The organism is Streptomyces sp. Y1, from assembly GCF_041053115.1.
GTDB classification, from domain to species: domain Bacteria; phylum Actinomycetota; class Actinomycetes; order Streptomycetales; family Streptomycetaceae; genus Kitasatospora; species Kitasatospora rubellomurina.
On record NZ_CP163445.1, the window covers coordinates 6151654 to 6174303 of the forward strand.

Below are 22650 nucleotides of genomic sequence, written 5' to 3' on the forward strand. Positions count from 1 at the left end.
CGGAGGAGGGAGCCACTGCGGTGGGGGCACCTCCCGGCCGAAGGCTGGGGGCCATTGGCGACCGACGACAACGCGGCGAGGTGCGCTTGTGCCCTGGGGGTACCTCCCGGCCGAAGGCTGGGGGAGCGTCGCGGACCCGGCAAGGGTCCAAGGGCCAGGCCCTGCAAGGGTGCGTGCGGGGAAATGCGGGTGGTGCAGCCCGGTGGCATAGGGTCGGCCGGGTGGACCGCAAAGACTTCTCCAACCCGGCATTCGTCGGCAAGAGCATCCCGAACCCCGGTTTCTCCGACGACGACGGCACGGCGGACCCGGCGCTGACCGCCGCCCTCGCCCGCTGGGCGCAGGACCGTGCGGCCGAGCCCGAGGTGCTGGCGGCGCTGGCCCCGACCCGGCTGATGGTGCCGATCGTCGCCATCCTCGGCGAGGTGGAGGTGGACGAGCACGGACACCGGCACGACAAGAGCAGCGACATGGCCGTGCCGGTGCTGGAGGCCCCGGACGGGCGCCGCGCGCTGCCGGCCTTCACCTCGCTGGAGACGATGACCCGCTGGCGCGCGGACGCCCGCCCGGCGCCGGTGGTCGCCCCGCAGGCGGCGATGGTGGCCTACTCCGAGCGCGCCGACACCCTGGTGGTCGACCCGGCCGGGCCGGTGCCCTTCCTGCTGGGCGGCGCGCGGCTGCGGGCGCTCGCGGAGAACCGGCCGTACCTGCCGCCGGTGACGGACCCGGAGGTGCGCGCGGCGGTGCGGGCGCTGCTGGCGGCCGAGCCGCAGGTGGTCAGCGGGCTGCTGGCGCCGTCCGAGGACGCGGACGGGGTGCTCGCCGTGGTGTTCGACCCGGAGCTGGACCAGTCCGGTCTGCAGGCCGCCGCGCAGCGGGTCGGGCAGGCGGTGGCGGCGGACCCGCTGCTGCGGGTGCGGCTGGACCGCGGGCTGGACCTCGCGGTGCTCCCGGCGAGCGCGCAGCTGCCGGCGGAGCCGCTGTACCGGCGGTAGGAAAGCGACGGGCCGCCGCCTCACCCGAGGCGGCGGCCCGGCGGGGGCGTCAGGAGTAGACCGGCCCGGTGAACTTCTCGCCCGGCCCGGCGCCCGGCGCGTCCGGGACGAGCGAGGCCTCGCGGAAGGCGAGCTGCAGCGAGCGCAGCCCGTCGCGCAGCGGCGCGGCGTGGAAGTTGCTGATCTCGGGGGCGCCGGCGGTGATCAGCCCGGCGAGCGCGGTGATCAGCTTGCGGGCCTCGTCCAGGTCCTTGTCCTTCTCGCCGCCCTCGGCGAGGCCGCACTTGACGGCGGCGGCGCTCATCAGGTGCACGGCGACGGTGGTGATCACCTCGACGGCCGGGACCTCGGCGATGTCCCGGGTGAGGTCGTCGAAGCCGATCGCCTCGTCGTCCGCGCCGGGGTTCTGGGTGGGCTCGCTGCTCAAGGGGGGCTCGTTCCGTCGTGCCGGTGTCGTACCCCAGGAGCGTACAAGGGCCCCGGCGCGGGGGCGGAATAGCGTTCGGACGCCCGACGCTGTAGGCTTCGAGACTGACCGGCCGGGATCCCTCGTGGGAATCCGGCCAGCAAGTGGAGGCTCCACTGCGAGGAGGCCCGAGAGGGCAACCGCGAAAGTCTCCCACCTGATCGGCCTCGCGGTCGACGGGTCCGGTCCGCGACGGGCGCCACGGCGCCGAGTCGCCCGCAGCGTCCCTCACCGGGCGCCGCCCCCGGTTGTGTGGAGCCCCGCTTGTACCGAGCGGGGCTTTTTTCGTGTCGCGGTGCACACGGTGTCGAGGGGCACCGGGCAGCGCAGCACGAATGAAGCCCCGCCCAGTGGTCGAGTCCACTACGTGCGACCGCCGTCCGACGGCCGCATCGCAGAAGGTGCAACCGAGGAGGCCCCATCAGCACCGAGCCCCGCATCAACGACCGGATTCGCGTCCCGGAGGTGCGACTCGTCGGTCCCAGCGGCGAGCAGGTCGGCATCGTGCCGCTTGCCAAGGCGCTGGAGCTCGCGCAGGAGTACGACCTCGACCTGGTCGAGGTCGCGGCGACCGCCCGGCCGCCGGTGTGCAAGCTCATGGACTACGGCAAGTTCAAGTACGAGTCGGCCATGAAGGCCCGTGAGGCGCGCAAGAACCAGGCGCACACGGTCATCAAGGAGATGAAGCTCCGGCCGAAGATCGACCCGCACGACTACGACACCAAGAAGGGTCACGTCGTCCGGTTCCTCAAGCAGGGTGACAAGGTCAAGATCACGATCATGTTCCGTGGTCGTGAGCAGTCCCGCCCCGAGCTGGGCTTCCGTCTGCTGCAGCGGCTCGCCGACGACGTCCAGGACCTGGGCTTCGTCGAGTCCTCGCCGAAGCAGGACGGCCGGAACATGATCATGGTTCTTGGCCCGCACAAGAAGAAGACCGAGGCGATGGCCGAGGCCCGTGCCCTCGCGGACGCCCGCAAGGCCGAGCGACAGGGCCGCACCGTCGGCTCCGACGCCGCCGCGGACGACGCCGCCGAGATCGAGGCCGACGAGATCGAGGCCGACGCCGAGGTGCAGGACGCCCCGGCCGAGGTCGAGGCCCCCGCGGCCGAGGCTCCGGTCGAGCAGCCGGCCGCCCCCCAGGGCGCCTGAGCCGCAAGGCTCGGACGACCGGGGTCGGCCCCCTGGTGACGGGCGTCCCGCCCGCCACCGCAGATCCATCCAGTTCACGCCCGCGCGGCGCAAACCGCGCGGGCGCGGACGGGACCGACGAGGAGATACGGCGAAATGCCGAAGCAGAAGACGCACAGTGGCGCCAGCAAGCGCTTCAAGATCAGTGGCTCTGGCAAGGTGCTGCGCGAGCGCGCCGGCCGCCGCCACCTCCTGGAGCACAAGCCCTCGACGCTGACCCGCAAGCTGGCCGGGACGATCGAGCTGGCCCCCGCTGACGCCAAGAAGATCAAGAAGCTTCTCGGCAAGTGATCGCCCTCCCGCCCGGCGCGAGCCGAGTGCGGGGCAGCTGATCCTTCCCGACCCATTCGAATGACGGACCACGTGAAGTAGTCCGTGGTCCAACCCAAGGAGTAATCAAGTGGCACGCGTCAAGCGGGCAGTCAACGCCCACAAGAAGCGCCGGGTCATCCTGGAGCGCGCCAGCGGCTACCGCGGCCAGCGCTCGCGCCTGTACCGCAAGGCCAAGGAGCAGGTCACCCACTCGCTGGTCTACAACTTCAACGACCGCAAGAAGCGCAAGGGCGACTTCCGTCAGCTGTGGATCCAGCGCATCAACGCTGCGGCCCGTGCCAACGGCATCACCTACAACCGCTTCGTGCAGGGCCTGAAGGCCGCCAGCGTCGAGATCGACCGCAAGATGCTGGCCGACCTGGCCGTCAACGACCCGGGTGCGTTCGCCTCCCTGGTCGAGGTCGCCCAGAAGGCGCTGCCGGCCGACGTGAACGCCCCGAAGGCCGCCGCCGACGCCGCCTGATCTTCCGAGATCGGTTGAGCTTCCGACCGGACCCGCAGGCTCGCCTGCGGGTCCGGTTCTGCGTTCCGCCCCCATCCCGCCCAGAGTCAGCGCCTCCAGAGAACGAGACCATGCCGAGCACCGACACCCCCCTGCTCACCTCCCTGCGCTCGCCGCGCGTCGTCGCCGCCCGCCGGCTCGCCAAGCGGAACCAGCGCACCAAGGAGCGCCGCTTCCTGGCCGAGGGCCCGCAGGCCGTCCGGGAGGCCGTCGCCTTCGGCCGGCTGCCGGGGACGGGAGAGCACGCCGTGGTCGAGGTGTACGTGGGCCAGGAGGCCGCCGAGCGGCACGCCGACATCGTCGAGGCCGCGCTCGCCGAGGGCCTGCCGGTGCTGACCGCCACCGACGAGGTGATCGCCGACATCTGCGACACGGTGACCCCGCAGGGCATCGTGGCGCTCTGCCGCTTCATCGACACCCCGTTCGCCGAGGTCCTGAAGGCCCGGCCCAAGCTGGTGGCGGTCCTCGCCCACGTGCGCGACCCCGGGAACGCGGGCACCGTGCTGCGCACCGCCGACGCGGCCGGCGCGGACGCCGTGGTGCTCACCGACGCCTCCGTGGACCTCTACAACCCGAAGGCCGTCCGGGCCTCCGTGGGCAGCCTGTTCCACCTGCCGGTGGCGGTCGGCGTGCCGGTCGAGGAGGCGGTCGGGAAGCTGCGCGAGGCGGGCGTGCGGGTGCTGGCCGCGGACGGCGCGGGGGAGCGCGACCTCGACCAGGAGCTCGACGAGGGCACCCTGGGCGCGCCCGGCGCATGGGTGTTCGGCAACGAGGCGTGGGGGCTCCCGGAGGAGACCCGCGCGCTCACCGACGAGGTCGTGCGGGTGCCCATCCACGGCCACGCCGAGAGCCTCAACCTGGCCACCGCCGCGGCCGTCTGCCTGTACGCCTCGGCGCGGGCCCAGCGCTCGCCCGGCGGCTGCCGGGCCGCGGGCTGAGGCCCGGCGCCCACGCCCGGGGAGGCGCGCGCGCCTCGTACGCCCCACGACGCGCCGGGATCACCCCGCCGCAGGCCCTACTGCCGGGGCCTGCGAGGCGCTAGGGTCTGCCTGAGTGGGGGGAACTGCACGGTGGGTAATCGGGGAGGACACCCATGGTCGGCAGCGGGCCTGAGCTGGACCCGGACGACCTGCCGGACGGCCTGGTGGTCGCCGACGCGCTGGGCCGGGTGGTCGGCTTCAACCGGGCCGCGGCCCGGCTGACCGGCGTGCGGCCGGCGGCCGCGCTCGGGCAGCTGCTGGAGGACGTCCTCCCGCTGGAGGACCTGGACGGCCACCGCTGGTGGCAGCTGACCGACCCGTACGGCGGGCTGGCGATCCGCACCGGGCAGCCGGAGCGCAACCTGCTGCTGCCCGGCGGCCGCGAGGTCCTGGTCTCCGCCCGGTACGTCCGGGCGGTGCCCCGCGGGCCGCTGGAGCGGCTGGTGATCGCGCTGCGCGGCACCGAGGCCCGGCGCCGCACCGAGCGCAGCCACGCCGAGCTGATCGCCACCGTCGCGCACGAGCTGCGCTCCCCGCTGACCAGCGTCAAGGGCTTCACCAAGACGCTGCTGGCCAAGTGGGAGCGGTTCACCGACGGGCAGAAGCGGCTGATGCTGGAGACCGTCGACGCGGACGCCGACCGGGTCACCCGGCTGATCGCCGAGCTGCTGGACATCTCCCGGATCGACGCCGGCCGGCTGGAGCTGCGCAAGCAGGTGGTCGACCCGGCGGCGGCGGTGCGCCGGCACGTCGAGCGGACGGTCGCCACCGGCATCCCCGAGGAGCGCTTCGACGTCCGGATCACCGAGCCGCTGACGGTGCTCTGGGCCGACCCGGACAAGCTCGACCAGGTGCTGGCCAACCTGCTGGAAAACGCGGTGCGCCACGGCGAGGGAACTGTCACCATCGAGGTGGCACCGGCCAAGGAGGTCGTCGAGGCGCCCGTCTGGGAGCGCTCCGGCACCCCGCCCCGCATCGTGGAAGGCACAGCGGTCACCGTGAGCGACGAAGGCAGCGGCATCCCCGAGGACTCGATGCCGCGCGTCTTCACCCGCTTCTGGCGCGGCTCCAAGCGCGGCGGCACCGGCCTCGGCCTCTACATCGTCAAGGGCATCGTGGAGGCCCACGGCGGCTCCATCCGGGTCGACCGCGCGCCCGGCGGCGGCGCCCGGTTCCGATTTATCCTGCCCGCCGGCGTGCCCGACTTCATGCTCTGAAGCGGGGCCCGGACGGGCTTCACGGCAGCCGCGCTACGCGCTGCGACTACACTCGACCTTTGGCGTTGCGCAACGCCCTGCGCGGCTGAGCCGCGGACACCCACTCCCGTGAGCCTCCGGTGAACGGAGCCCGGGCTGCCCGTGCCCCGGCCCCGCCGGGCGTGGCGCGAAGGCGAGCCCCACACACCTGAGCACGGACGAGCAGGAGCACGGGAAGATAGAGATGTCGGCACCCAACAAGTCGTACGACCCGGTCGAGGTCGAGGCCCTCAAGCCCGAAGTGGTGGAGCAGGCGCGGGACGAGGCGATCGCCGCCTTCGCCGCCGCCGGCACCCTGGACGAGCTGAAGCAGGCCAAGGTCGCCCACACCGGCGACCGCTCGGCCCTCTCCCTCGCCAACCGCGAGATCGGCGCCCTGCCCCCGCACGCCAAGGCCGCCGCCGGCAAGCTGATCGGCCAGGCCCGCGGCGCCGTCAACCAGGCCCTGGCCAAGCGCCAGGCCGAGCTGGAGGCGGAGCGGGACGCCCGCGTGCTGGTCGAGGAGGCGGTGGACGTCACCCTGCCGTACGACCGCGCCCCGCGCGGCGCCCGGCACCCGCTGACCACGCTGGCCGAGCGCATCGAGGACACCTTCGTCGCGATGGGCTACCAGGTCGCCGAGGGCCCCGAGGTCGAGGCCGAGTGGCTGAACTTCGACGCCCTCAACCTGGGCCCGGACCACCCGGCCCGCTCGATGCAGGACACCTTCTTCGTCCAGGCCCCGGACGGCTCCGCCGACTCCGGCGTGGTGCTGCGCACCCAGACCTCCCCGGTCCAGGCCCGCACCCTGCTCGACCGCGAGCCCCCGGTGTACGTGGTCTGCCCCGGCCGGGTCTACCGGACGGACGAGCTGGACGCCACCCACACCCCGGTGTTCCGCCAGGTCGAGGGCCTCGCCGTCGACGAGGGCATCACCTTCGCCGACCTCAAGGGCACCATCGAGGTGCTGGTCGAGAAGCTGATCGGCGGCGGCCTGGAGCTGCGCTGGCGCCCCTCGTACTTCCCGTTCACCGAGCCGAGCGCCGAGATCGACCTGCAGTGCTTCGTGTGCCGCGGCGAGAGCGTCGGCAACCCGGACCGGCCGTGCCGGACCTGCTCCTCGGAGGGCTGGATCGAGCTGGGCGGCTGCGGCGTCGTCAACCCGCGGGTGCTGGTCGCCTGCGGCGTCGACCCGAACCGCTACAGCGGGTTCGCCTTCGGCCTGGGCCTGGAGCGGATCCTGATGAATCGTCACAACGTCGCCGACATGCGCGACATGGTCGAGGGTGACGTGCGCTTCACCCTCCCGTTCGGGATGGAGATCTGATGCGCGTCCCGCTTTCCTGGCTGCGCGAGTACGTCGACCTGCCGGCCGGCGAGACCGGCCGTGACGTGGCGGAGCGCCTGGTCCGGGCCGGACTGGAGGTCGAGACCGTCGAGCAGCTCGGCGCCGACCTCAAGGGCCCGCTGGTGGTCGGCGAGGTGCTCTCCATCGAGGAGCTGTCCGGCTTCAAGAAGCCGATCCGGCACTGCTTCGTCAACGTCGGCGACGCCAACGGCACCGGCGAGCCGCAGGAGATCGTCTGCGGCGCGACCAACTTCGCGGTCGGCGACAAGGTCGTGGTCGTGCTCCCGGGAGCCGTGCTGCCCGGCCCGTTCCCGATCGCGGCCCGCCAGACCTACGGCCACACCTCGGCCGGCATGATCTGCTCCACCCGCGAGCTCGGCATGGGCGACGACCACGGCGGCATCCTCGTGCTGCCGCCGGAGTTCGAGCCCGGCACCGACGCCATCGAGCTGCTGCAGCTGGTCGACGAGGTGCTGGACATCGCCGTCACCCCGGACCGCGGCTACTGCCTGTCCATGCGCGGCGTGGCCCGCGAGGCCGCCGCCGCGTACGGGCTGCCGCTGGCCGACCCGGCGCTGCTCGACGTGCCGCCGGCGAACTCCTTCGGCTACCTGGTGAAGGTCAACGACCCGGCCGGCTGCGACCGCTTCGTCGCCCGCACCGTCGTCGGCGTCGACCCGAACGCCAAGTCCCCGATCTGGCTGCAGCGCCGCCTGCAGAAGTCGGGCATCCGCCCGATCTCGCTGACCGTCGACATCACCAACTACGTGATGCTGGAGGTCGGCCAGCCGCTGCACGCCTACGACAAGCAGCGCGTGGACGGCCCGATCTCGGTCCGCCGGGCGGAGCCGGGCGAGACCCTGACCACGTTGGACGGGGTCGACCGCAAGCTGTCCGTCGAGGACCTGCTGATCTGCGACAACAGCGGCCCGATCGGGCTCGCGGGCGTCATGGGCGGCGCCTCCACCGAGATCCTCGACCCGGCTGCCGGTCCGGGCACCACCGAGGTGATCATCGAGGCCGCGCACTTCGACCCGGTCGTCATCGCCCGTGCCGCCAAGCGGCACAAGCTGCCCTCCGAGGCCTCCAAGCGCTTCGAGCGCGGCGTGGACCCGGAGGCGGCCCGCGCCGCCGCGCAGCGCGCCGTCGACCTGCTGGTGCTGATCGCCGGCGGCACCGCGGAGGCCGGGGTCACCGACATCGCCGCCCCGCACCCGGTGCGCACCATCCTGATCTCCGCCGACCTGCCCGACCGGGTCGCCGGCACCGAGTACGGCCGCGAGACGGTCACCCGGCGCCTGCAGGAGATCGGCTGCTCGGTCGCGGGCGCCGACACCCTGGAGGTCACCCCGCCGACCTGGCGGCCCGACCTCACCGACCCGTACGACCTCGCCGAGGAGGTCATCCGGCTGGAGGGCTACGACAACGTCCCCGCCCGGATGCCGAACGTCCCGCCGGGCAAGGGCCTGACCGAGGCCCAGCGCATCCACCGCCGGATCGGCGTGGCGCTGGCCGGGGCCGGCTACGTCGAGGTCAACAACTACCCGTTCCTCGGCGAGCCCGCCTTCGAGGCGCTCGGCCTGGAGCCGGAGGACCGGCGCCGCCGCACCGTCAAGCTGGTCAACCCGCTGAACGACGAGGAGCCGGCGCTGCGCACCACGCTGCTGCCGGGCCTGCTCGGCGCGCTGCGCCGCAACGTCGGCCGGGGCAACACCGACCTGGCGATCTTCGAGGCCGGCACCGTCTTCCTGCCCAAGGACGAGCTGTCGGTGGCGCCGCGCCCGTCCGTCGACCACCGGCCCAGCGACGCCGAGCTGGCCGAGCTGGACGCCGCGCTGCCGGACCAGCCGCGCCGGATCGCCGTCGCCCTCGCGGGCGAGCGGCTGCCGTCCGGCTGGTGGGGCAAGGGCGACCAGGCCTCCTGGGCGGACGCCGTCGAGGCGGCCCGCACGGTCGCCCGCGCGGCCGGCGTGGAGCTGACCGTCCGCCAGGGGCAGCTCGCGCCCTGGCACCCGGGCCGCTGCGCCGAGCTGGTCGTCACCGGCACCGACCGGGTGGTCGGCCACGCCGGCGAGCTGCACCCGCGCGTGGTCAAGGCGCTCGGCCTGCCGGCCCGTTCGGCGGCCATGGAGATCGACGTCGACCTGCTGACGGCGGACGGCCCTCAGAAGGTCAACGGCCCGGCCGTGTCCGGCTTCCCGGTCGCCACCCAGGACGTCGCGCTGATCGTCGACACCGCCGTCCCGGCCGCCGAGGTCGAGGCCGCGCTGCGCTCCGGCGCGGGCGAACTGCTGGAGGCCATCCGGCTGTTCGACGTGTTCACCGGCGAGCAGGTCGGCGAGGGCAAGAAGTCGCTGGCGTACGCGCTGCGCTTCCGCGCCGCGGACCGCACGCTGACCGCCGACGAGGCCACCGCCGCCCGCGAGGCGGCCGTCGCCGAGGCCGTCGCCCGCACCGGCGCGGTGCTGCGCGGCGCCTGATCCGGTAGGCCCCGAAGGGCCCCGTTCGGACCGTTCCCCGGTCCGGGCGGGGCCCTTTGCGTTCTCTTGGCTTGACGGCCCCTCACCTCCTCGTTTATCTCTTTACCTATGGAACTAGATAAAGGCGCCGACCAGCCCTCTCCGATCGAGTTCCGCCTGGACCCGGCCTCCGGTGTCCCGACCTACCTGCAGCTCGTGCAGCAGGTCGAACAGGCGTTGCGGATGGGCTGGTTGAGCGAGGGGGACCAGCTGCCCCGGGTGCGCGAGGTGGTCGCCGGCCTGGCGATCAACCCCAACACCGTGCTCAAGGCCTACCGGGAGCTGGAGCACCGCGGCCTGGCGGCCGGCCGTCGCGGCCAGGGCACCTTCGTGCGCGGGCTGCCCGCCGGGGTGGTGCCGCTGCGCGAACGGGCCGCGCTGCGGCGGGGGCTGCTGGACTGGATGCGCTCGGCGCGGGCCGCCGGGCTGGACGAGGGGGGGATGGTCGCGGTGTTCGAGGACGCGCTGCGCGACCTGCGCGAGGGTCGCAACGGGGTGGTGGCGTGATGTCGGCGGACACGGTGATCGACTGCGGCGGGATCGGCAAGCGCTACCGCCGCTCCTGGGCGCTGCGGGACTGCCACCTCGCCGTCCCGGCCGGGCACGTGGTGGCCCTGGTCGGCCCGAACGGCGCCGGCAAGACCACGCTGCTCAGCCTGGCGGCCGGCCTGACCCTGCCCAGCGAGGGTGCGATGACCGTCCTCGGCGACCAACTCCCCGGCTCGCCCCGGGCGTTGGACCGGATCGGCTTCGTCGCCCAGAACGCCGCGCTCTACCCGGGCCTGCGCGTGCGCGACCTGCTCGCGATGGGCCGCCACCTCAACCGGCGCTGGGACGCCGACCGGGCGCGCACCCACCTGGACGGCCTCGGCATCCCGCTGGACCGCAAGTACGGCCGGCTCTCCGGCGGCCAGCAGGCCCAGGTCTCGCTCGCCCTGGCCCTCGCCAAGCGGCCCGAACTCCTGTTGCTGGACGAGCCGTTGGCCGCGCTCGACCCGCTCGCCCGGCACGACTTCATGGCCGTGCTGCTCACCGCGGTGGCCGAGGACGGCCTGTCGGTGGTGTTCTCCTCGCACGCCGTCAACGAGCTGGAGCAGACCTGCGACTACCTGGTGGTGCTCACCGGCGGCCGGGTCCAGGTCGCCGGGGAGGTGGACGACCTGCTGGGCGGCCACCGGATGCTCACCGGCCCGACCGCGCAGGCCCAGGCCGTCGCCGAGCGCCTGCCGGTGGTCCGCGACCGCCGGGCCGGCGCGCAGTCCCACCTGCTGGTCCGCACCGGCGGCGTGGACGCGCCGGTCACCGGCGACTGGCGCCAACAGCGCATCGGCCTGGAGGAGTTGGTGCTCGCGTACCTGCGCGAGCCGACCGCCTCCGCCCTCCCCGGCCCGCGCGGGGCCGTCCGTACGAACGAGAAGGTCCTGCTGCCGTGAGCTCCACCACCCTCGCCCCGCCGCGTTCCGCCGTGCTGCGGGCCGCCGGGCTGCGCCACCGGCCGGCGCTGCTGACCCTGCTCGCGGTGATGGGCGCGATCTCGCTCGTCCTGCTGGTGCACGGCTGGTACCTGCACAACGGCCTGGACCGCACGGGCGCGGGCTCCTGCGATCCGGCCAGCGCCGCCTGCGTGGAGAAGTTCAAGCGGTACCTGCACCAGTACGCCGACAGCATGCCGATGCTCGGCAGCGTGTCCTACGTCCTCGGCGGCGTGTTCGGCGCGTTCCTCGGCGGCCCGCTGTTGGCGCGGGAGTTCGAGCACGGCACGGTGCGCTTCGCCTGGACCCAGGGGGCCGGGCGGACCCGCTGGACGGCGGGCGGCCTGGTTCTGGGCGGTGCGGTGCTGGCCGTGGTGGCAGCGCTGTTCGGGCTGGTGCTGCGCTGGTGGAGCGCGCCGCTGGAGCTCATGGGCGGACAGTTCCACCCGGACCTCTTCGTGCAGGCGTCGCCGGTGCTGGTCGGCCGGGTGCTGGTGGCCTTCGGGGTCGCGGCGCTGGCCGGCGCGGTGCTGCGCCGCACCGTGCTCGCGGTGGGCCTCGGCCTGGCAGCCTCGGTCGCGCTGCCGTTCCTCTCCGAGGCCGTGCGCTCGCACTACATGACTCCGCTGGACGAGCCGGTGCGTGCGATGACGTCCCTGGCCGTGGACGACCGCTGGGTGCTGAGCGTCTGGTACACGGACCCGGCCGGGAACCGGATGTCCGAGTCCGCCTTCTACGACCTCGGCGGCGACTACGCCCACCTCCAGTCCCTGGTGCACGACGGCGGCTACACGATGCACGAGGTGTACCAACCGGCCGACCGTTTCTGGCCGTTCCAGTGGATCGAGTTCGGCTGGACCACCCTGCTCGCGGTGGCACTGTGCGTGGCGGCGGTCTGGTGGGTGCGGCGCCGGGCGGCCTGACCTGCGCGGTTCGGACCGACTTGAAGCAGTTCCGTCAAAACCCTTGCGGGGGCGGGCCGGAGGGCGTTTTCCTTCTCGTTAGGAAGGTTTCCTAACCCATCGAGGAACCGGAGCACCCATGCGCCCTCAGCCCCGTCGCGCCCTCCGCATCGCCCTCGCCGCCGCCCTGGTGGCCGCGCCCCTGACGGCCGCGGCCACCGCGGCCGCCGCCCAGCCCGCGCCCGCGGCAACGTCCGTGCAGATCAAGGGAGTCGGCCTCGACGACCCGCACAAGAAGGACATCGCGATGCAGCTGGTGTCCAGCGCGGAGAACTCCTCCCTGGACTGGAAGGCCCAGTACAAGTACATCGAGGACATCGGCGACGGCCGCGGCTACACCGCCGGCATCATCGGCTTCTGCTCCGGCACCGGGGACATGCTGGACCTGGTCCGGCACTACACCGACCTCAAGCCCGGCAACGTCCTCGCCAAGTACCTGCCGGCGCTGAAGAAGGTCAACGGCAGCGCCTCGCACGCCGGCCTCGGCACCCCGTTCGTCAAGGACTGGGCCACCGCCGCCAAGGACCCGGTCTTCCAGCAGGCCCAGAACGACGAGCGCGACCGGGTCTACTTCAACCCCGCCGTCAGCCAGGCCAAGGCCGACGGCCTGCGCGCGCTCGGCCAGTTCGCCTACTACGACGCCATCGTCATGCACGGCCCGGGCGACAGCTCCGACAGCTTCGGCGGCATCCGCGCCGCCGCCATGAAGAAGGCCAGGACGCCCGCCCAGGGCGGCGACGAGGCCACCTACCTCAAGGCCTTCCTGGAGGCCCGCAAGGTGGTCATGAAGAAGGAGGAGGCGCACTCCGACACCAGCAGGGTCGACACCGAGCAGCTGGTCTTCCTGAACGCCGGGAACTTCGACCTCAACCCGCCGCTCAAGTGGAAGGTCTACGGCGACAGTTACAGCATCAACAGCTGAACCGGAACCGCCGGGGCCCGGGAGCTGGACGGCTCCCGGGCCCCGGCGCGCGCTCCGGACCGGTCAGACGGTCGCGGTGTAGTCGTAGAAGCCGCGGCCGGACTTGCGGCCCAGCAGACCGGCGTCGACCATCCGGGACAGCAGCGGGGGAGCGGCGTACAGCGGCTCCTTGTACTCGTCGTACATGGACTCGGCGATCGAGACGATGGTGTCCAGGCCGATCAGGTCGCACAGCCGCAGCGGGCCCATCGGGTGGGCGCAGCCGGCCTCCATGCCCTTGTCGATGTCGGAGGCGGTGGCCACGCCCGACTCGAACATCCGCACCGCGGACAGCAGGTAGGGCACGAGCAGCGCGTTGACCACGAAGCCGGCCCGGTCGCGGGCGCGGATCGGCTCCTTGGCGAGCACCTGCGAGGCGAAGGCCTCGACCCGCTCGGTGGTGGCGGCCGAGGTGGTCAGGGTCGGGATGACCTCGACCAGCTTCTGCACCGGCGCCGGGTTGAAGAAGTGCAGGCCGATCACCTGCTCCGGGCGGGAGGTGGCGGCGGCCAGCTTCACGATCGGGATCGAGGAGGTGTTGGAGGCCAGGATCGCGTCGCGGCGCTCGATCACCTGGTCCAGGGTCTGGAAGATCTGGACCTTGATGTCCTCGCGCTCGGCGACGGCCTCGACCACCAGGTCGCGGTCCGCGAAGTCGGACAGGTCGACCGTGAAGGACAGCCGGGACATCGCCTCGTCCCGCGCCTCGGGGGTCAGCTTGCCGCGCTTGACGGCCGTGTCCAGCGAGTTGGTCAGCCGGGTGCGGCCGAACTCCAGGGCCTCGCCGCTGGCCTCCGACACCAGGACGTCCAGCCCCGCCCGGGCGAACACCTCGGCGATGCCCGACCCCATCAGGCCGCAGCCCACTACTCCCACGCGCGCGATGTCACTCACTCAGTTGCCCTTCGATGGTGCTGGGGGTCGCCCAGCGACTCGTGGCCCAGCAGGCTCGCTGGTCTCCGGGCCGGTGTACCGGTATGGGTGCACCGGTCACCGCCCCGACGACGTTACTACTCCGTACCGGCCAGTAGGTCACCCCCTCCCCGGAGGAGTGCCAGGTCGCCGGGATCCCCCGAAGGAGTGAGGCGGCCACCCCTGCGGGTGTGCCCGGGGCCACGGCCGCCCGGCGGCCGCCAGAATGCCGCAGACGGGGGCCGGGGACGGGAAGGGAGCACACGGTGCCGACGGGATCGCTGACAGGACAGGTCGCCGTGGTCACCGGCGCGGGCCGGGGCATCGGCCGGGAGATCGCCATCGGCCTGGCCGCCGAGGGCATGGCGGTCGGCCTGGTCGGCCGCACCCACGGCACGCTGACCGAGACGCTCAAGGAGTGCGTCAGGCGCGGCGCCCGCGGCGTCGCCGTCACCGCCGACGTCACCCGCCCCGGCGCGGTGCGCGAGGCCGTCCGGGTCGTCGAGCGCGACCTCGGCCCGATCGACCTGCTGGTCAACAACGCCGGCCAGGTCGACCGCGCCGAGGTGCCGATCTGGGAGACCGACGCCAACCAGTGGTGGCAGGTCGTCGAGACCAACCTGCGCGGCCCCTACAACCTGCTGCGCTGCGTCCTGCCCGGCATGGTGGAGCGGCGGCGCGGCCGGGTGGTCAACCTCAACTCCGGCTTCGCGCTGCGCCCGGACGGCCACTACACCGCGTACGCCACCTCCAAGGGCGCGCTGCTGCAGCTGTCGGACAACATGGCGGACTCGCTCGCCGGGCACGGCGTCGTCGTCCTCGACATCAGCCCGGGCGCGGTGGCCACCGACATGACCGCCGGGATGCCGATGTTCGACGGCATGAAGGCCTGGGGCTCCATCCCGTACATGGTCGCCGTCACCGTGGACGCCGCCCGCGGCCGCTTCGACGGCCTGCACGGGCGGTTCATCCACGCCGGGCGGGACGACCTGGCGGAGCTGGTCGCCCGGGCCGACGAGATCCGCGAGGCCGACGCCCGGACGCTGCGGCTGCGGCCGTACAAGGCCGACGACCCGATGGCCTGACCGGCGAGCGGCGAGCGGCGGCCCTAGGCGCAGAGCTGGCTCGCGGTCACCGGCTTGAGCCCCGCCTTGCCGAGCCCGTCCAGGATGCCCGGCAGCGCGTCGATCGTGCACTGGTGCCCCATGTGCAGCGCCACCACCGAGCCGCCGCGCACCGAGCCCAGCACCCGGCGCTGCAGTTCGGCGGCGGTCGGGTCGCTGTAGTCGCGCGGGTCGACGTCGAAGGACAGCACGTGCTCGTAGCCGACCGCCTTGGCCTGGTCGCGCACCGTCGCGGTGGCGTACTGGGCGGCGGACGGCCGGAACCAGCGGCCGATCGAGCCGGTGAGCCGCTTCAGCCGGTCCGCGCACTGGGCGATCTCGGCCCGCGCCTGGTCCGGGGTCATCGCGGAGATGTTGAGGTGGTTCTGGGTGTGGTTGCCCAGCTCGTGGCCGCCGTCCAGGATCCGCCGGGCCATCTGCGGCTGCTGGTCCAGCCAGCTGCCGACGACCATCACGGTCACCTTGGCGCCGCGCTGCTCGGCGGCCTCCAGCAGGGCGGTGGCCAGCTTCGGGTCGCCGCTGCCGTGGAAGGTGAGCGCCACGTTCTTGCCGGTGCGCGGGCCGGACACCACCTCGAACGGCGTGCCGGCGGCCAGCGGCGGCAGCGCCGGCGGGGTCGGCGGCGCGGACGGCTGGGCGGCCGCGGCCGCCTCGGTGGACTGCGCCTCGGGCGAGGCGCTCGGCGCGGCGGAGGCCGGGCCCTCGCCGCCGCCCCAGGCCGGGTCGGTGGTGTGCGTCGGGTCGACGCTGCCGGGGTGCGCGGCGAGCGCCCCGGTGTCGGAGCGGCGGTGGCCGCCGCTGCCGCAGGAGGTGAGGAGGCCGCCGGCGGCGGAGAGGGCGGCCAGCTTGGCGGCGGTGCGCAGTACGGTGCGGCGGTCGGCAGTCATCGGCAGCCAGCATAGAGACGGCGGGCGGGTGGGGCGATCCGGGGCGGGGTGGGCGTGGCGGAGTTCGCGCACCACCCTTGACGTGCACACATTCGGTGCTGTGCGGGTTGCAGGAACCTGAACTCCCGCTGTTTCCAAGGGAAGTCCTTGGATACGATCGCGGCGCACCGCGCGTAGAGCGGCGGTGCCGACACTTCCGGCGTTGAGCACAGGGGGCGGAACGAGATGTACGAGGACACCGCGGCCGTCGACCAGGACACCGGCACCGACTGGGAGTGGGCGAGAGCCGACGACTGGCAGCCGCCCAGCGAACTCGACACCGGCACCCCGCACACCGCCCGGATGTACGACTACTACCTCGGGGGCAAGGACAACTTCGAGGCCGACCGCCGCGCCGCCCAGGCCGCCATCGCCGCCTACCCGGCGCTGCCGCTGCTCGCCCGCACCAACCGCCAGTTCCTCGGCCGCGCCGTCGAGTTCGTGGCCGGGCAGGGCGTGCGCCAGTTCATCGACATCGGCACCGGCATCCCGGCGGTCGGCTCCACCAGCGAGGTCGCCCGGCGGGTCGCCCCGGACGCGGACGTCGTGTACGTGGACAACGACCCGATCGTCGCCACCCACGCCCGGGCCCGGGTGGCCGGCCAGCAGATCGGGCGCACCTCGGTGGTCGAGGCCGACCTGCGGGACCCGGCGGCGATCCTGCGCGACCCGGCCCTGGGGGCCACCATCGACCTCTCCCAGCCGGTCGGCCTGATGCTGGTCGCCGTCCTGCACTTCATCCGCGACGAGGAGGGCGCGCAGCACGTCGTACGGACCCTGCGCGACGCGCTCGCCCCCGGCAGCGCCCTGATCCTCTCCCACGGCAGCCCCGACTTCGCCACCCGCGAGAGCGCCGCCGCGGGCGTGCGGATCTACCGGGGGGCCAGCTCCCCGCTCGTCCTGCGCCCGCGCGGCGACGTCGAGCCGTTCTTCGGCGACTTCGAGTTCGCCGGCCCCGGCCTCGTCCAACTCCCGCTCTGGCGCCCCACCGCCGGGCACGTCCGCACCGCCGACCTGCCCGAGGGCTGGCAGGAGGTCTCGGCGTACGCGGGCGTCGCCTTCAAACGCTGACGCCTCCTCACATGTGCGGTCCCGGCGCCCCCTCCACGCCGGGACCGCACTGCGCACACTACGGTCGGCCACTGACAGATCCGGGCACGCCCGGCTACCCTGCCGCGTGACCACCACCCTGCCCCCGCTGCCGCCCGCGGCCGCCGGACTGCTGGCCCGGGTCGGCGCCCCGCCCCGGCTCCTCGCCCACCTCGCCCTGGTCCACGAAGTCGCCCAGCGGATCGCCGAGTTCTGCGAGCGCCAGGGCCTGCCGTTCGACCGCGAGGCCGTCCTGTTCGGCGCCGCCACCCACGACATCGGCAAGACCGTCCACCCCGAGGAGCTCTCCGTCCCCGGCAGTGCGCACGAGCGCGCCGGCCACGCCCTGCTGCGCGCCGCCGGCGTCCCCGAGCGGCTGGCCCGCTTCGCCGGCCGCCACGGCAGCTGGAGCCGCCCCGACACCACCGTCGAGGACCTGCTGGTGAGCCTCGCCGACAAGGCGTGGAAGAACCGGCGCGTCCGCGACCTGGAGGACCGGGTGGTCGAGCGCCTGGCGGCCGCCACCGGGCAGCAGCCCTGGGAGGCCTTCCTGGCGCTGGACGACCTGCTCACCGGGATCGGCGAGGACGCCCCGCGGCGGCTCGCCGTCCAGGCGGCGCATCCGGTCCGAACCGTGTCGTAGCGCCCGAAAATGCCGCGACAGGCCGGGGCCGGCGGTGCTAGCTTCCGCGGCATGGAAGCCGTCACCGAGACCGAGATCCGCGCGTCCTTCGTCAACTGCTCCAAGGGCGAGGCGCGTCGGCTCAGCCTGCCCCGAGGGCTGGCCGAACTGCCCTGGGAGCACCTGGACTTCCTCGGCTGGCGGGACCAGGGCGCGCCGGACCGCGGCTACCTGGTGGCGCCCTACGGCGGCGAGCTGGTCGGGGTGACGCTCCGGGTGCCGACCATCCGGCGCAGCCTGACCAGGACGAACGTCTGCTCGCTGTGCATCACCGCGCACGCCGGCGCCGGCGTCGCGCTGCTGGCCGCCCGCCGGGCCGGGGCCGCCGGGCGGGAGGGCAACACCGTGGGCACCTACGTCTGCGCCGACCTCGCCTGCTCGCTGTACGTCCGCGGCCTGAAGAAGTCCGCCCTGGTCAGCCGGCCCACCGAGTCGCTGTCGCTGGAGGAGCAGGTCGCCCGCACGGTCGACAACCTGGACGGCTTCCTGGCTCGGGTGCTCGGCGCCGCCGACGCCGCCGCGTAACCGCTCCGGCGCTCACCGCTCGCACTCACCGCCCGCGCTCACCGCCCGCGCAGCCCGTCCAGCTCGCGCCGCTCCCGCTTGGTCGGGCGGCCCGCGCCGCGGTCGCGCTCGGCGACCTTGGGGGCGAACTCGCGCGGCGGCCGCGGCGGGCTGTTGTCGACCAGGCACTCCGCCGCCACGGCCGCACCGACCCGCTTGCGGATGAGCTTCTGCACCACGACGACCCGCTCGTACCCCTCCTCGCGCACCCGGACCTCGTCCCCGGGCCGCAGCGTCTGCGCGGGCTTGGCGCGTTCGCCGTTCACCCGCACGTGCCCCGCCTTGCAGGCGGCGGACGCCAGCGCGCGCGTCTTGGCCAGCCGGACCGACCAGATCCAGGCGTCGACCCGTACGGGCCCCTCGTGTTCAGCCATCCCCGGAGCCTATGCGAAGGACGGCGCCTCCTGGACGGCCCAGCCGTTGCCGTCCGGATCGTTGAAGAACACGAAGCTGTTCCACGCCTCCCCGTGTCCGTCGACCCGGGAGCCCGCCTCGAAGTGCTGCACCGGGCTGACCGCCACGCCCCGCGCGGCGAGTTCGGCGTGCGCCTTCTCGATGTCGGCCACCACCAGCTGGAGGCCCTTCACCGAGCCGGGCGGCGAGTCGATGACCCCCTTGCCGACGACGATCGAGCAGCGCGAGCCCGGGGGAGTCAGCTGGACGACCCGGACGCCGTCGCGCAGCCGGGTGTCGTGGTCGACCGTGAAGCCGGCCTGCTCCTCGTAGAACCGCTTCGCCCGGTCCACGTCGGACACCGGGACCACCACGACTTCGAGCTTCCAGTCCATCGCCCTCACCCCTCTCGGTCGGGCTCTTCCAGTATCCGCCGAAAGGGTTCCCCGCCGACCCGTCCGATAGCCTGAGAACACGATGAATCCCGAGAGCACCGCCGCCGCGACCCCGTTCACCACCCCCTGGGGCGCCTTCCACCTCACCCGGCACCCCGAGGACCCCCGCGAGCGGCTGCGCGCCTGGGACGCTGCCGACGACTACCTGCTGCGCCACCTCGCCGGGGAGGCCGACAGCGCCGCCGGCGCCGCGACCGAGCTGGCCGGCCGCCGGATCGCCGTGCTCGGCGACCGCTGGGGCGCGCTCACCACCGCGCTGGCGCCGTACGAACCGGTCCAGATCACCGACTCGCACCTCGGCCGGCTGGCCACCCGCGCCAACCTGGCCCGGGCCGGCGCCGCCGTCGACGAGGCCCGGCTGCTGACCACCCGGGACACCCCGCCGGAGCGGATCGACGTGCTGCTGGTGCGCGTGCCCAAGAGCCTGGCGCTGCTGGAGGACCAGCTGCACCGGCTCGCCTCCGCCGTCCACCCGGGCACCGTGGTGATCGGCGCCGGCATGGTCACCGAGATCCACACCTCCACCCTGGAGCTGTTCGAGAAGATCCTCGGCCCGACCCGCACCTCGCTGGCCGTCCGCAAGGCCCGGCTGATCCTCTGCACGCCCGACCCGGCGCTCGCCCCCGGCCCCAGCCCGTGGCCGCACCGCTACGCGCTGCCGACCGACATCGGCCCCGCCGCCGGCCGGACGGTCGTCAACCACGCCGGCACCTTCTGCGCCGAGCGCCTCGACATCGGCACCCGCTTCTTCCTGTCCCACCTGCCGACCCCCGCCCCCGGCGACCGGGTGGTGGACCTCGGCTGCGGCAACGGCGTGGTCGGTACGGCCGCCGCGCTGGCCGGCCCGGGCGCGGAGCTGGTCTTCGTGGACGAGTCGTACCAGGCGGTGGCCTCCGCCGAGGAGACCTTCCGCGCCGGCCTGGGCCCGGACGCCCCGGCCGAGTTCCTGACCGCCGACGCGCTCGACCCGGCGGTGTTCGCCCCCGGCTCGGTGGACCTGGTGCTCAACAACCCGCCGTTCCACTCCCACCAGGCCACCACCGACGCGACCGCCTGGCGGATGTTCACCGGCGCCCGCCGGGCGCTGCGCCCCGGCGGCGAACTGTGGGTGGTCGGCAACCGGCACCTCGGCTACCACGTCAAGCTGCGCCGGCTCTTCGGCAACTGCCGACTCGTCGCGGGGAACCCGAAGTTCGTGGTGCTGCGCGCGGTCAAGCGCTGACGGCCGGGCGGCGGCCGGCGGAGGTGGCCGGCGCGGGGTGGCCAGCGCGGCCCCGCCGCATACTCCTTGCATGAATTTTCTGCCCCACGTATATTCATGCCGAGACCAAGGAGGAACGCCATGGCATTGCGAGTCGCCGTCGCCGGCGCGAGCGGGTACGCGGGCGGTGAGGTGCTGCGCCTGCTGCTCGGCCACCCGGAGGTGGAGATCGGGGCGCTGACCGGCGGCTCGAACGCGGGCACCCGGCTGGGCGCGCTCCAGCCGCACCTGCTGCCGCTCGCCGACCGCGTCCTCGAGCCCACCACCCCCGAGGTGCTGGCCGACCACGACGTGGTGTTCCTGGCGCTGCCGCACGGCCAGTCCGCCGCCGTCGCCGAGGCGCTCGGCCCGAACGTCCTGGTCGTCGACTGCGGCGCCGACTTCCGGCTCCGGGCCGCCGCCGACTGGGAGCAGTTCTACGGCTCCGCGCACGCCGGCACCTGGCCCTACGGGCTGCCCGAACTCCCCGGCCACCGCGCCGCGTTGAAGGGCAGCAACCGGATCGCCGTGCCCGGCTGCTACCCGACCGCCGTCTCCCTCGCGCTGTTCCCGGCGTACGCCGCCGGCCTCGCCGAGCCGGAGGCCGTCGTGGTCGCCGCCTCCGGCACCTCCGGCGCCGGCAAGGCCGCCAAGACCCACCTGCTGGGCAGCGAGGTGATGGGCAGCGTCAGCCCGTACGGCGTCGGCGGCGTGCACCGGCACACCCCGGAGATGGCCCAGAACCTCACCCCGGTCGCGGGCGAGCCGGTCACCGTCTCCTTCACCCCCACCCTCGTCCCGATGCCGCGCGGCATCCTCGCCACCTGCTCCGCCAAGGCGAAGCCGGGCGTGACCGCCGAGCGCCTGCGCGCCGCCTACGCCGAGGCGTTCGACGGCGAGCCCTTCGTGCACCTGCTGCCCGAGGGCCAGTGGCCGCAGACCAGCAGCGTGTACGGCGCCAACACCGCGCTGGTGCAGGTCGCGCTGGACGCCACCGCCGGGCGGATCGTCGCGATCAGCGCGATCGACAACCTGGTCAAGGGCACCGCGGGCGGCGCGGTGCAGAGCATGAACATCGCCCTCGGCCTGCCCGAGGAGCTCGGCCTCCCCGTGAACGGAGTCGCACCGTGACCACCCAGAACACCGGCGTGACCGCCGCCAAGGGCTTCCGGGCCGCCGGCATCACCGCCGGCATCAAGGCCTCCGGCACCCCGGACCTCGCCCTGGTGGTGAACGACGGCCCCTCGCTCGCCGCGGCCGGCGTCTTCACCGCGAACCGGGTCAAGGCCGCGCCCGTCCTCTGGTCCGAGCAGGTCCTCAAGGGCGGCCGGGTCTCCGCCGTCGTCCTCAACTCCGGTGGCGCCAACGCCTGCACCGGCCCGCTCGGCTTCCAGGACACCCACGCCACCGCGGAGAAGGTGGCCGAGGACCTGGGTCTCAACGCGGGCGAGGTCGCCGTCGCCTCCACCGGCCTGATCGGCGTCCGGCTGCCGATGGACATCCTGCTGCCCGGCGTCACCACGGCCGCGCAGGCGCTCAGCGCGACGGGCGGCGAGGCCGCCGCGATCGCCATCAAGACCACCGACACCGTGCACAAGACCGCCCAGGTCACCAGCCCGGCCGGCTGGACGGTCGGCGGCATGGCCAAGGGCGCGGGCATGCTCGCCCCGAGCCTGGCCACCATGCTGGTGGTCCTCACCACCGACGCCGACGTCGACGCCGCCGGCCTGGACGCCGCGCTGCGCGGCGCCACCCGCACCACCTTCGACCGGATCGACTCCGACGGCTGCATGTCGACCAACGACACCGTGCTGCTGCTCGCCTCCGGCGCCTCCGGAACCGCCCCGGACGCGGCCGAGTTCGCCGAGGCCGTCCGCGCGGTCAGCGCCGACCTGGCCCGGCAGCTGATCGGCGACGCCGAGGGCGCCGGCAAGGAGATCCGGATCGACGTCACCGGCGCCGCCACCGAGGACGAGGCCGTCGAGGTCGCCCGGACGATCAGCCGCAACAACCTGCTCAAGTGCGCCATCCACGGCGAGGACCCCAACTGGGGCCGGGTGCTGGCCGCGATCGGCACCACCGCCGCCGCCTTCGACCCGAACGAGCTCGACGTCGCCATCAACGGCGTCTGGGTCTGCAAGTCCGGCGGCGTGGGCGAGGACCGCGACCTGGTGGACATGAAGGGCCGCGAGGTCGTCATCACCGCGAACCTCAACGCCGGTACGGCGAACGCCTCGCTGTGGACCAACGACCTCACCGCCGACTACGTCCACGAGAACAGCGCCTACTCCACCTGATCCCGCG

24 protein-coding genes are annotated in these 22650 nt (G+C 73.7%); 19 read left to right on the top strand and 5 right to left on the bottom strand.

Annotation, left to right across the window (positions count from 1 at the left end; all coding sequences use genetic code 11):
- Nucleotides 1–221: 221 nt before the first annotated feature.
- Complete coding sequence (locus tag AB2U05_RS26920) at nt 222–995, top strand: SseB family protein (protein WP_369184489.1); 774 nt, start codon at nt 222–224, stop codon at nt 993–995.
- 49 nt (nt 996–1044) lie between these two features.
- Here the strand turns inward: AB2U05_RS26920 and AB2U05_RS26925 are convergent, their stop codons facing one another.
- Nucleotides 1045–1422 (bottom strand): DUF1844 domain-containing protein, encoded by a 378-nt coding sequence (locus tag AB2U05_RS26925; protein ID WP_045701622.1) that lies wholly within the window; start codon nt 1420–1422, stop codon nt 1045–1047.
- A 459-nt stretch (nt 1423–1881) separates the two neighbouring features.
- Between AB2U05_RS26925 and infC the strand changes: the two genes are divergently transcribed.
- From infC to AB2U05_RS26980, 11 genes are all read left to right on the top strand, one after another.
- On the top strand, nt 1882–2610 hold the full coding sequence (gene infC, locus AB2U05_RS26930; RefSeq protein WP_078860626.1) for a translation initiation factor IF-3: 729 nt from the start codon (nt 1882–1884) through the stop codon (nt 2608–2610).
- Between the two features lie 135 nt (nt 2611–2745).
- Nucleotides 2746–2940 carry a 50S ribosomal protein L35 gene (rpmI, locus tag AB2U05_RS26935; protein ID WP_045701618.1) on the top strand — a complete coding sequence of 65 codons (195 nt, stop codon included), beginning with the start codon at nt 2746–2748 and terminating at the stop codon, nt 2938–2940.
- A 109-nt stretch (nt 2941–3049) separates the two neighbouring features.
- Complete coding sequence (gene rplT, locus AB2U05_RS26940; RefSeq protein ID WP_030055649.1) at nt 3050–3445, top strand: 50S ribosomal protein L20; 396 nt, start codon at nt 3050–3052, stop codon at nt 3443–3445.
- 110 nt (nt 3446–3555) lie between these two features.
- A complete protein-coding gene (locus AB2U05_RS26945) occupies nt 3556–4422 on the top strand; it encodes an RNA methyltransferase (protein WP_045709955.1) in 867 nt (288 codons plus the stop codon).
- Between the two features lie 155 nt (nt 4423–4577).
- On the top strand, nt 4578–5681 hold the full coding sequence (locus AB2U05_RS26950) for an ATP-binding protein (RefSeq protein ID WP_045701614.1): 1104 nt from the start codon (nt 4578–4580) through the stop codon (nt 5679–5681).
- Nucleotides 5682–5904: 223 nt separating this feature from the next.
- The gene (gene pheS, locus AB2U05_RS26955; RefSeq protein ID WP_045701612.1) at nt 5905–7026 is read left to right on the top strand and encodes a phenylalanine--tRNA ligase subunit alpha; all 1122 of its coding nucleotides are present in this window, start codon (nt 5905–5907) and stop codon (nt 7024–7026) included.
- Nucleotides 7026–9527, top strand: coding sequence for a phenylalanine--tRNA ligase subunit beta (gene pheT, locus AB2U05_RS26960; RefSeq protein WP_045701609.1), 2502 nt, complete (start codon nt 7026–7028; stop codon nt 9525–9527). The genes pheS and pheT overlap by 1 nt, the downstream gene beginning before the upstream one ends.
- 108 nt (nt 9528–9635) lie before the next feature.
- Nucleotides 9636–10073 carry a GntR family transcriptional regulator gene (locus AB2U05_RS26965; RefSeq protein WP_045701607.1) on the top strand — a complete coding sequence of 146 codons (438 nt, stop codon included), beginning with the start codon at nt 9636–9638 and terminating at the stop codon, nt 10071–10073.
- Complete coding sequence (locus tag AB2U05_RS26970) at nt 10073–10999, top strand: ATP-binding cassette domain-containing protein (RefSeq protein ID WP_045701605.1); 927 nt, start codon at nt 10073–10075, stop codon at nt 10997–10999. The genes AB2U05_RS26965 and AB2U05_RS26970 overlap by 1 nt, the downstream gene beginning before the upstream one ends.
- A complete protein-coding gene (locus tag AB2U05_RS26975) occupies nt 10996–11961 on the top strand; it encodes a hypothetical protein (protein WP_369184490.1) in 966 nt (321 codons plus the stop codon). Before AB2U05_RS26970 ends, AB2U05_RS26975 begins: the two co-directional genes overlap by 4 nt.
- Nucleotides 11962–12079: 118 nt before the next feature.
- The gene (locus AB2U05_RS26980) at nt 12080–12922 is read left to right on the top strand and encodes a chitosanase (RefSeq protein WP_045709951.1); all 843 of its coding nucleotides are present in this window, start codon (nt 12080–12082) and stop codon (nt 12920–12922) included.
- 63 nt (nt 12923–12985) lie between these two features.
- Here the strand turns inward: AB2U05_RS26980 and AB2U05_RS26985 are convergent, their stop codons facing one another.
- The gene (locus AB2U05_RS26985) at nt 12986–13855 is read right to left on the bottom strand and encodes a 3-hydroxybutyryl-CoA dehydrogenase (protein ID WP_045701601.1); all 870 of its coding nucleotides are present in this window, start codon (nt 13853–13855) and stop codon (nt 12986–12988) included.
- Between the two features lie 284 nt (nt 13856–14139).
- On the opposite strand from AB2U05_RS26985, the gene AB2U05_RS26990 reads away from it, so the two are divergent.
- Nucleotides 14140–14958, top strand: coding sequence for an SDR family NAD(P)-dependent oxidoreductase (locus AB2U05_RS26990; protein WP_045709950.1), 819 nt, complete (start codon nt 14140–14142; stop codon nt 14956–14958).
- 23 nt (nt 14959–14981) lie between these two features.
- Here AB2U05_RS26990 and AB2U05_RS26995 read toward each other — a convergent pair whose 3' ends face one another.
- Nucleotides 14982–15884, bottom strand: a complete 903-nt coding sequence (locus AB2U05_RS26995) for a polysaccharide deacetylase family protein (protein WP_045701597.1) — start codon at nt 15882–15884, stop codon at nt 14982–14984.
- Between the two features lie 225 nt (nt 15885–16109).
- Between AB2U05_RS26995 and AB2U05_RS27000 the strand changes: the two genes are divergently transcribed.
- From AB2U05_RS27000 to AB2U05_RS27010, 3 genes are all read left to right on the top strand, one after another.
- Nucleotides 16110–16994, top strand: a complete 885-nt coding sequence (locus AB2U05_RS27000; RefSeq protein ID WP_078860624.1) for an SAM-dependent methyltransferase — start codon at nt 16110–16112, stop codon at nt 16992–16994.
- Nucleotides 16995–17100: 106 nt separating this feature from the next.
- Complete coding sequence (locus AB2U05_RS27005; RefSeq protein WP_369184491.1) at nt 17101–17655, top strand: HD domain-containing protein; 555 nt, start codon at nt 17101–17103, stop codon at nt 17653–17655.
- Nucleotides 17656–17706: 51 nt separating this feature from the next.
- Nucleotides 17707–18219 carry an FBP domain-containing protein gene (locus AB2U05_RS27010; RefSeq protein WP_045701593.1) on the top strand — a complete coding sequence of 171 codons (513 nt, stop codon included), beginning with the start codon at nt 17707–17709 and terminating at the stop codon, nt 18217–18219.
- A gap of 38 nt (nt 18220–18257) precedes the next feature.
- On the opposite strand, the gene AB2U05_RS27015 is transcribed toward AB2U05_RS27010, so the two are convergent.
- Both AB2U05_RS27015 and AB2U05_RS27020 read right to left on the bottom strand, forming a co-directional pair.
- A complete protein-coding gene (locus tag AB2U05_RS27015; RefSeq protein ID WP_045701591.1) occupies nt 18258–18632 on the bottom strand; it encodes an RNA-binding S4 domain-containing protein in 375 nt (124 codons plus the stop codon).
- A gap of 9 nt (nt 18633–18641) precedes the next feature.
- Nucleotides 18642–19046, bottom strand: coding sequence for a VOC family protein (locus tag AB2U05_RS27020; protein ID WP_045709948.1), 405 nt, complete (start codon nt 19044–19046; stop codon nt 18642–18644).
- Nucleotides 19047–19128: 82 nt separating this feature from the next.
- Between AB2U05_RS27020 and AB2U05_RS27025 the strand changes: the two genes are divergently transcribed.
- The 3 genes from AB2U05_RS27025 (at nt 19129) to argJ (ending at nt 22643) form a co-directional block, all read left to right on the top strand.
- Nucleotides 19129–20328: a methyltransferase gene (locus tag AB2U05_RS27025; protein WP_369184492.1), complete on the top strand. Its 1200-nt coding sequence runs from the start codon at nt 19129–19131 to the stop codon at nt 20326–20328.
- Between the two features lie 120 nt (nt 20329–20448).
- Complete coding sequence (gene argC, locus AB2U05_RS27030) at nt 20449–21477, top strand: N-acetyl-gamma-glutamyl-phosphate reductase (RefSeq protein ID WP_045701583.1); 1029 nt, start codon at nt 20449–20451, stop codon at nt 21475–21477.
- Nucleotides 21478–21494: 17 nt separating this feature from the next.
- Complete coding sequence (argJ, locus tag AB2U05_RS27035) at nt 21495–22643, top strand: bifunctional glutamate N-acetyltransferase/amino-acid acetyltransferase ArgJ (protein WP_045701639.1); 1149 nt, start codon at nt 21495–21497, stop codon at nt 22641–22643.
- Nucleotides 22644–22650 lie beyond the last annotated feature (7 nt).

Bases quoted from the DNA above. Each gene is read 5' to 3' on its own strand.
- rpmI (WP_045701618.1), top strand. From the start codon at position 2,746: ATGCCGAAGCAGAAGACGCACAGTGGCGCCAGCAAGCGCTTCAAGATC.
- AB2U05_RS26945 (WP_045709955.1), top strand. From the start codon at position 3,556: ATGCCGAGCACCGACACCCCCCTGCTCACCTCCCTGCGCTCGCCGCGC.
- AB2U05_RS26950 (WP_045701614.1), top strand. From the start codon at position 4,578: ATGGTCGGCAGCGGGCCTGAGCTGGACCCGGACGACCTGCCGGACGGC.
- pheS (WP_045701612.1), top strand. From the start codon at position 5,905: ATGTCGGCACCCAACAAGTCGTACGACCCGGTCGAGGTCGAGGCCCTC.
- pheT (WP_045701609.1), top strand. From the start codon at position 7,026: ATGCGCGTCCCGCTTTCCTGGCTGCGCGAGTACGTCGACCTGCCGGCC.
- AB2U05_RS26965 (WP_045701607.1), top strand. From the start codon at position 9,636: ATGGAACTAGATAAAGGCGCCGACCAGCCCTCTCCGATCGAGTTCCGC.
- AB2U05_RS26970 (WP_045701605.1), top strand. From the start codon at position 10,073: ATGTCGGCGGACACGGTGATCGACTGCGGCGGGATCGGCAAGCGCTAC.
- AB2U05_RS26980 (WP_045709951.1), top strand. From the start codon at position 12,080: ATGCGCCCTCAGCCCCGTCGCGCCCTCCGCATCGCCCTCGCCGCCGCC.
- AB2U05_RS26995 (WP_045701597.1), bottom strand. From the start codon at position 15,884: ATGACTGCCGACCGCCGCACCGTACTGCGCACCGCCGCCAAGCTGGCC.
- AB2U05_RS27000 (WP_078860624.1), top strand. From the start codon at position 16,110: ATGTACGAGGACACCGCGGCCGTCGACCAGGACACCGGCACCGACTGG.
- AB2U05_RS27010 (WP_045701593.1), top strand. From the start codon at position 17,707: ATGGAAGCCGTCACCGAGACCGAGATCCGCGCGTCCTTCGTCAACTGC.
- AB2U05_RS27015 (WP_045701591.1), bottom strand. From the start codon at position 18,632: ATGGCTGAACACGAGGGGCCCGTACGGGTCGACGCCTGGATCTGGTCG.
- AB2U05_RS27020 (WP_045709948.1), bottom strand. From the start codon at position 19,046: ATGGACTGGAAGCTCGAAGTCGTGGTGGTCCCGGTGTCCGACGTGGAC.
- AB2U05_RS27025 (WP_369184492.1), top strand. From the start codon at position 19,129: ATGAATCCCGAGAGCACCGCCGCCGCGACCCCGTTCACCACCCCCTGG.
- argC (WP_045701583.1), top strand. From the start codon at position 20,449: ATGGCATTGCGAGTCGCCGTCGCCGGCGCGAGCGGGTACGCGGGCGGT.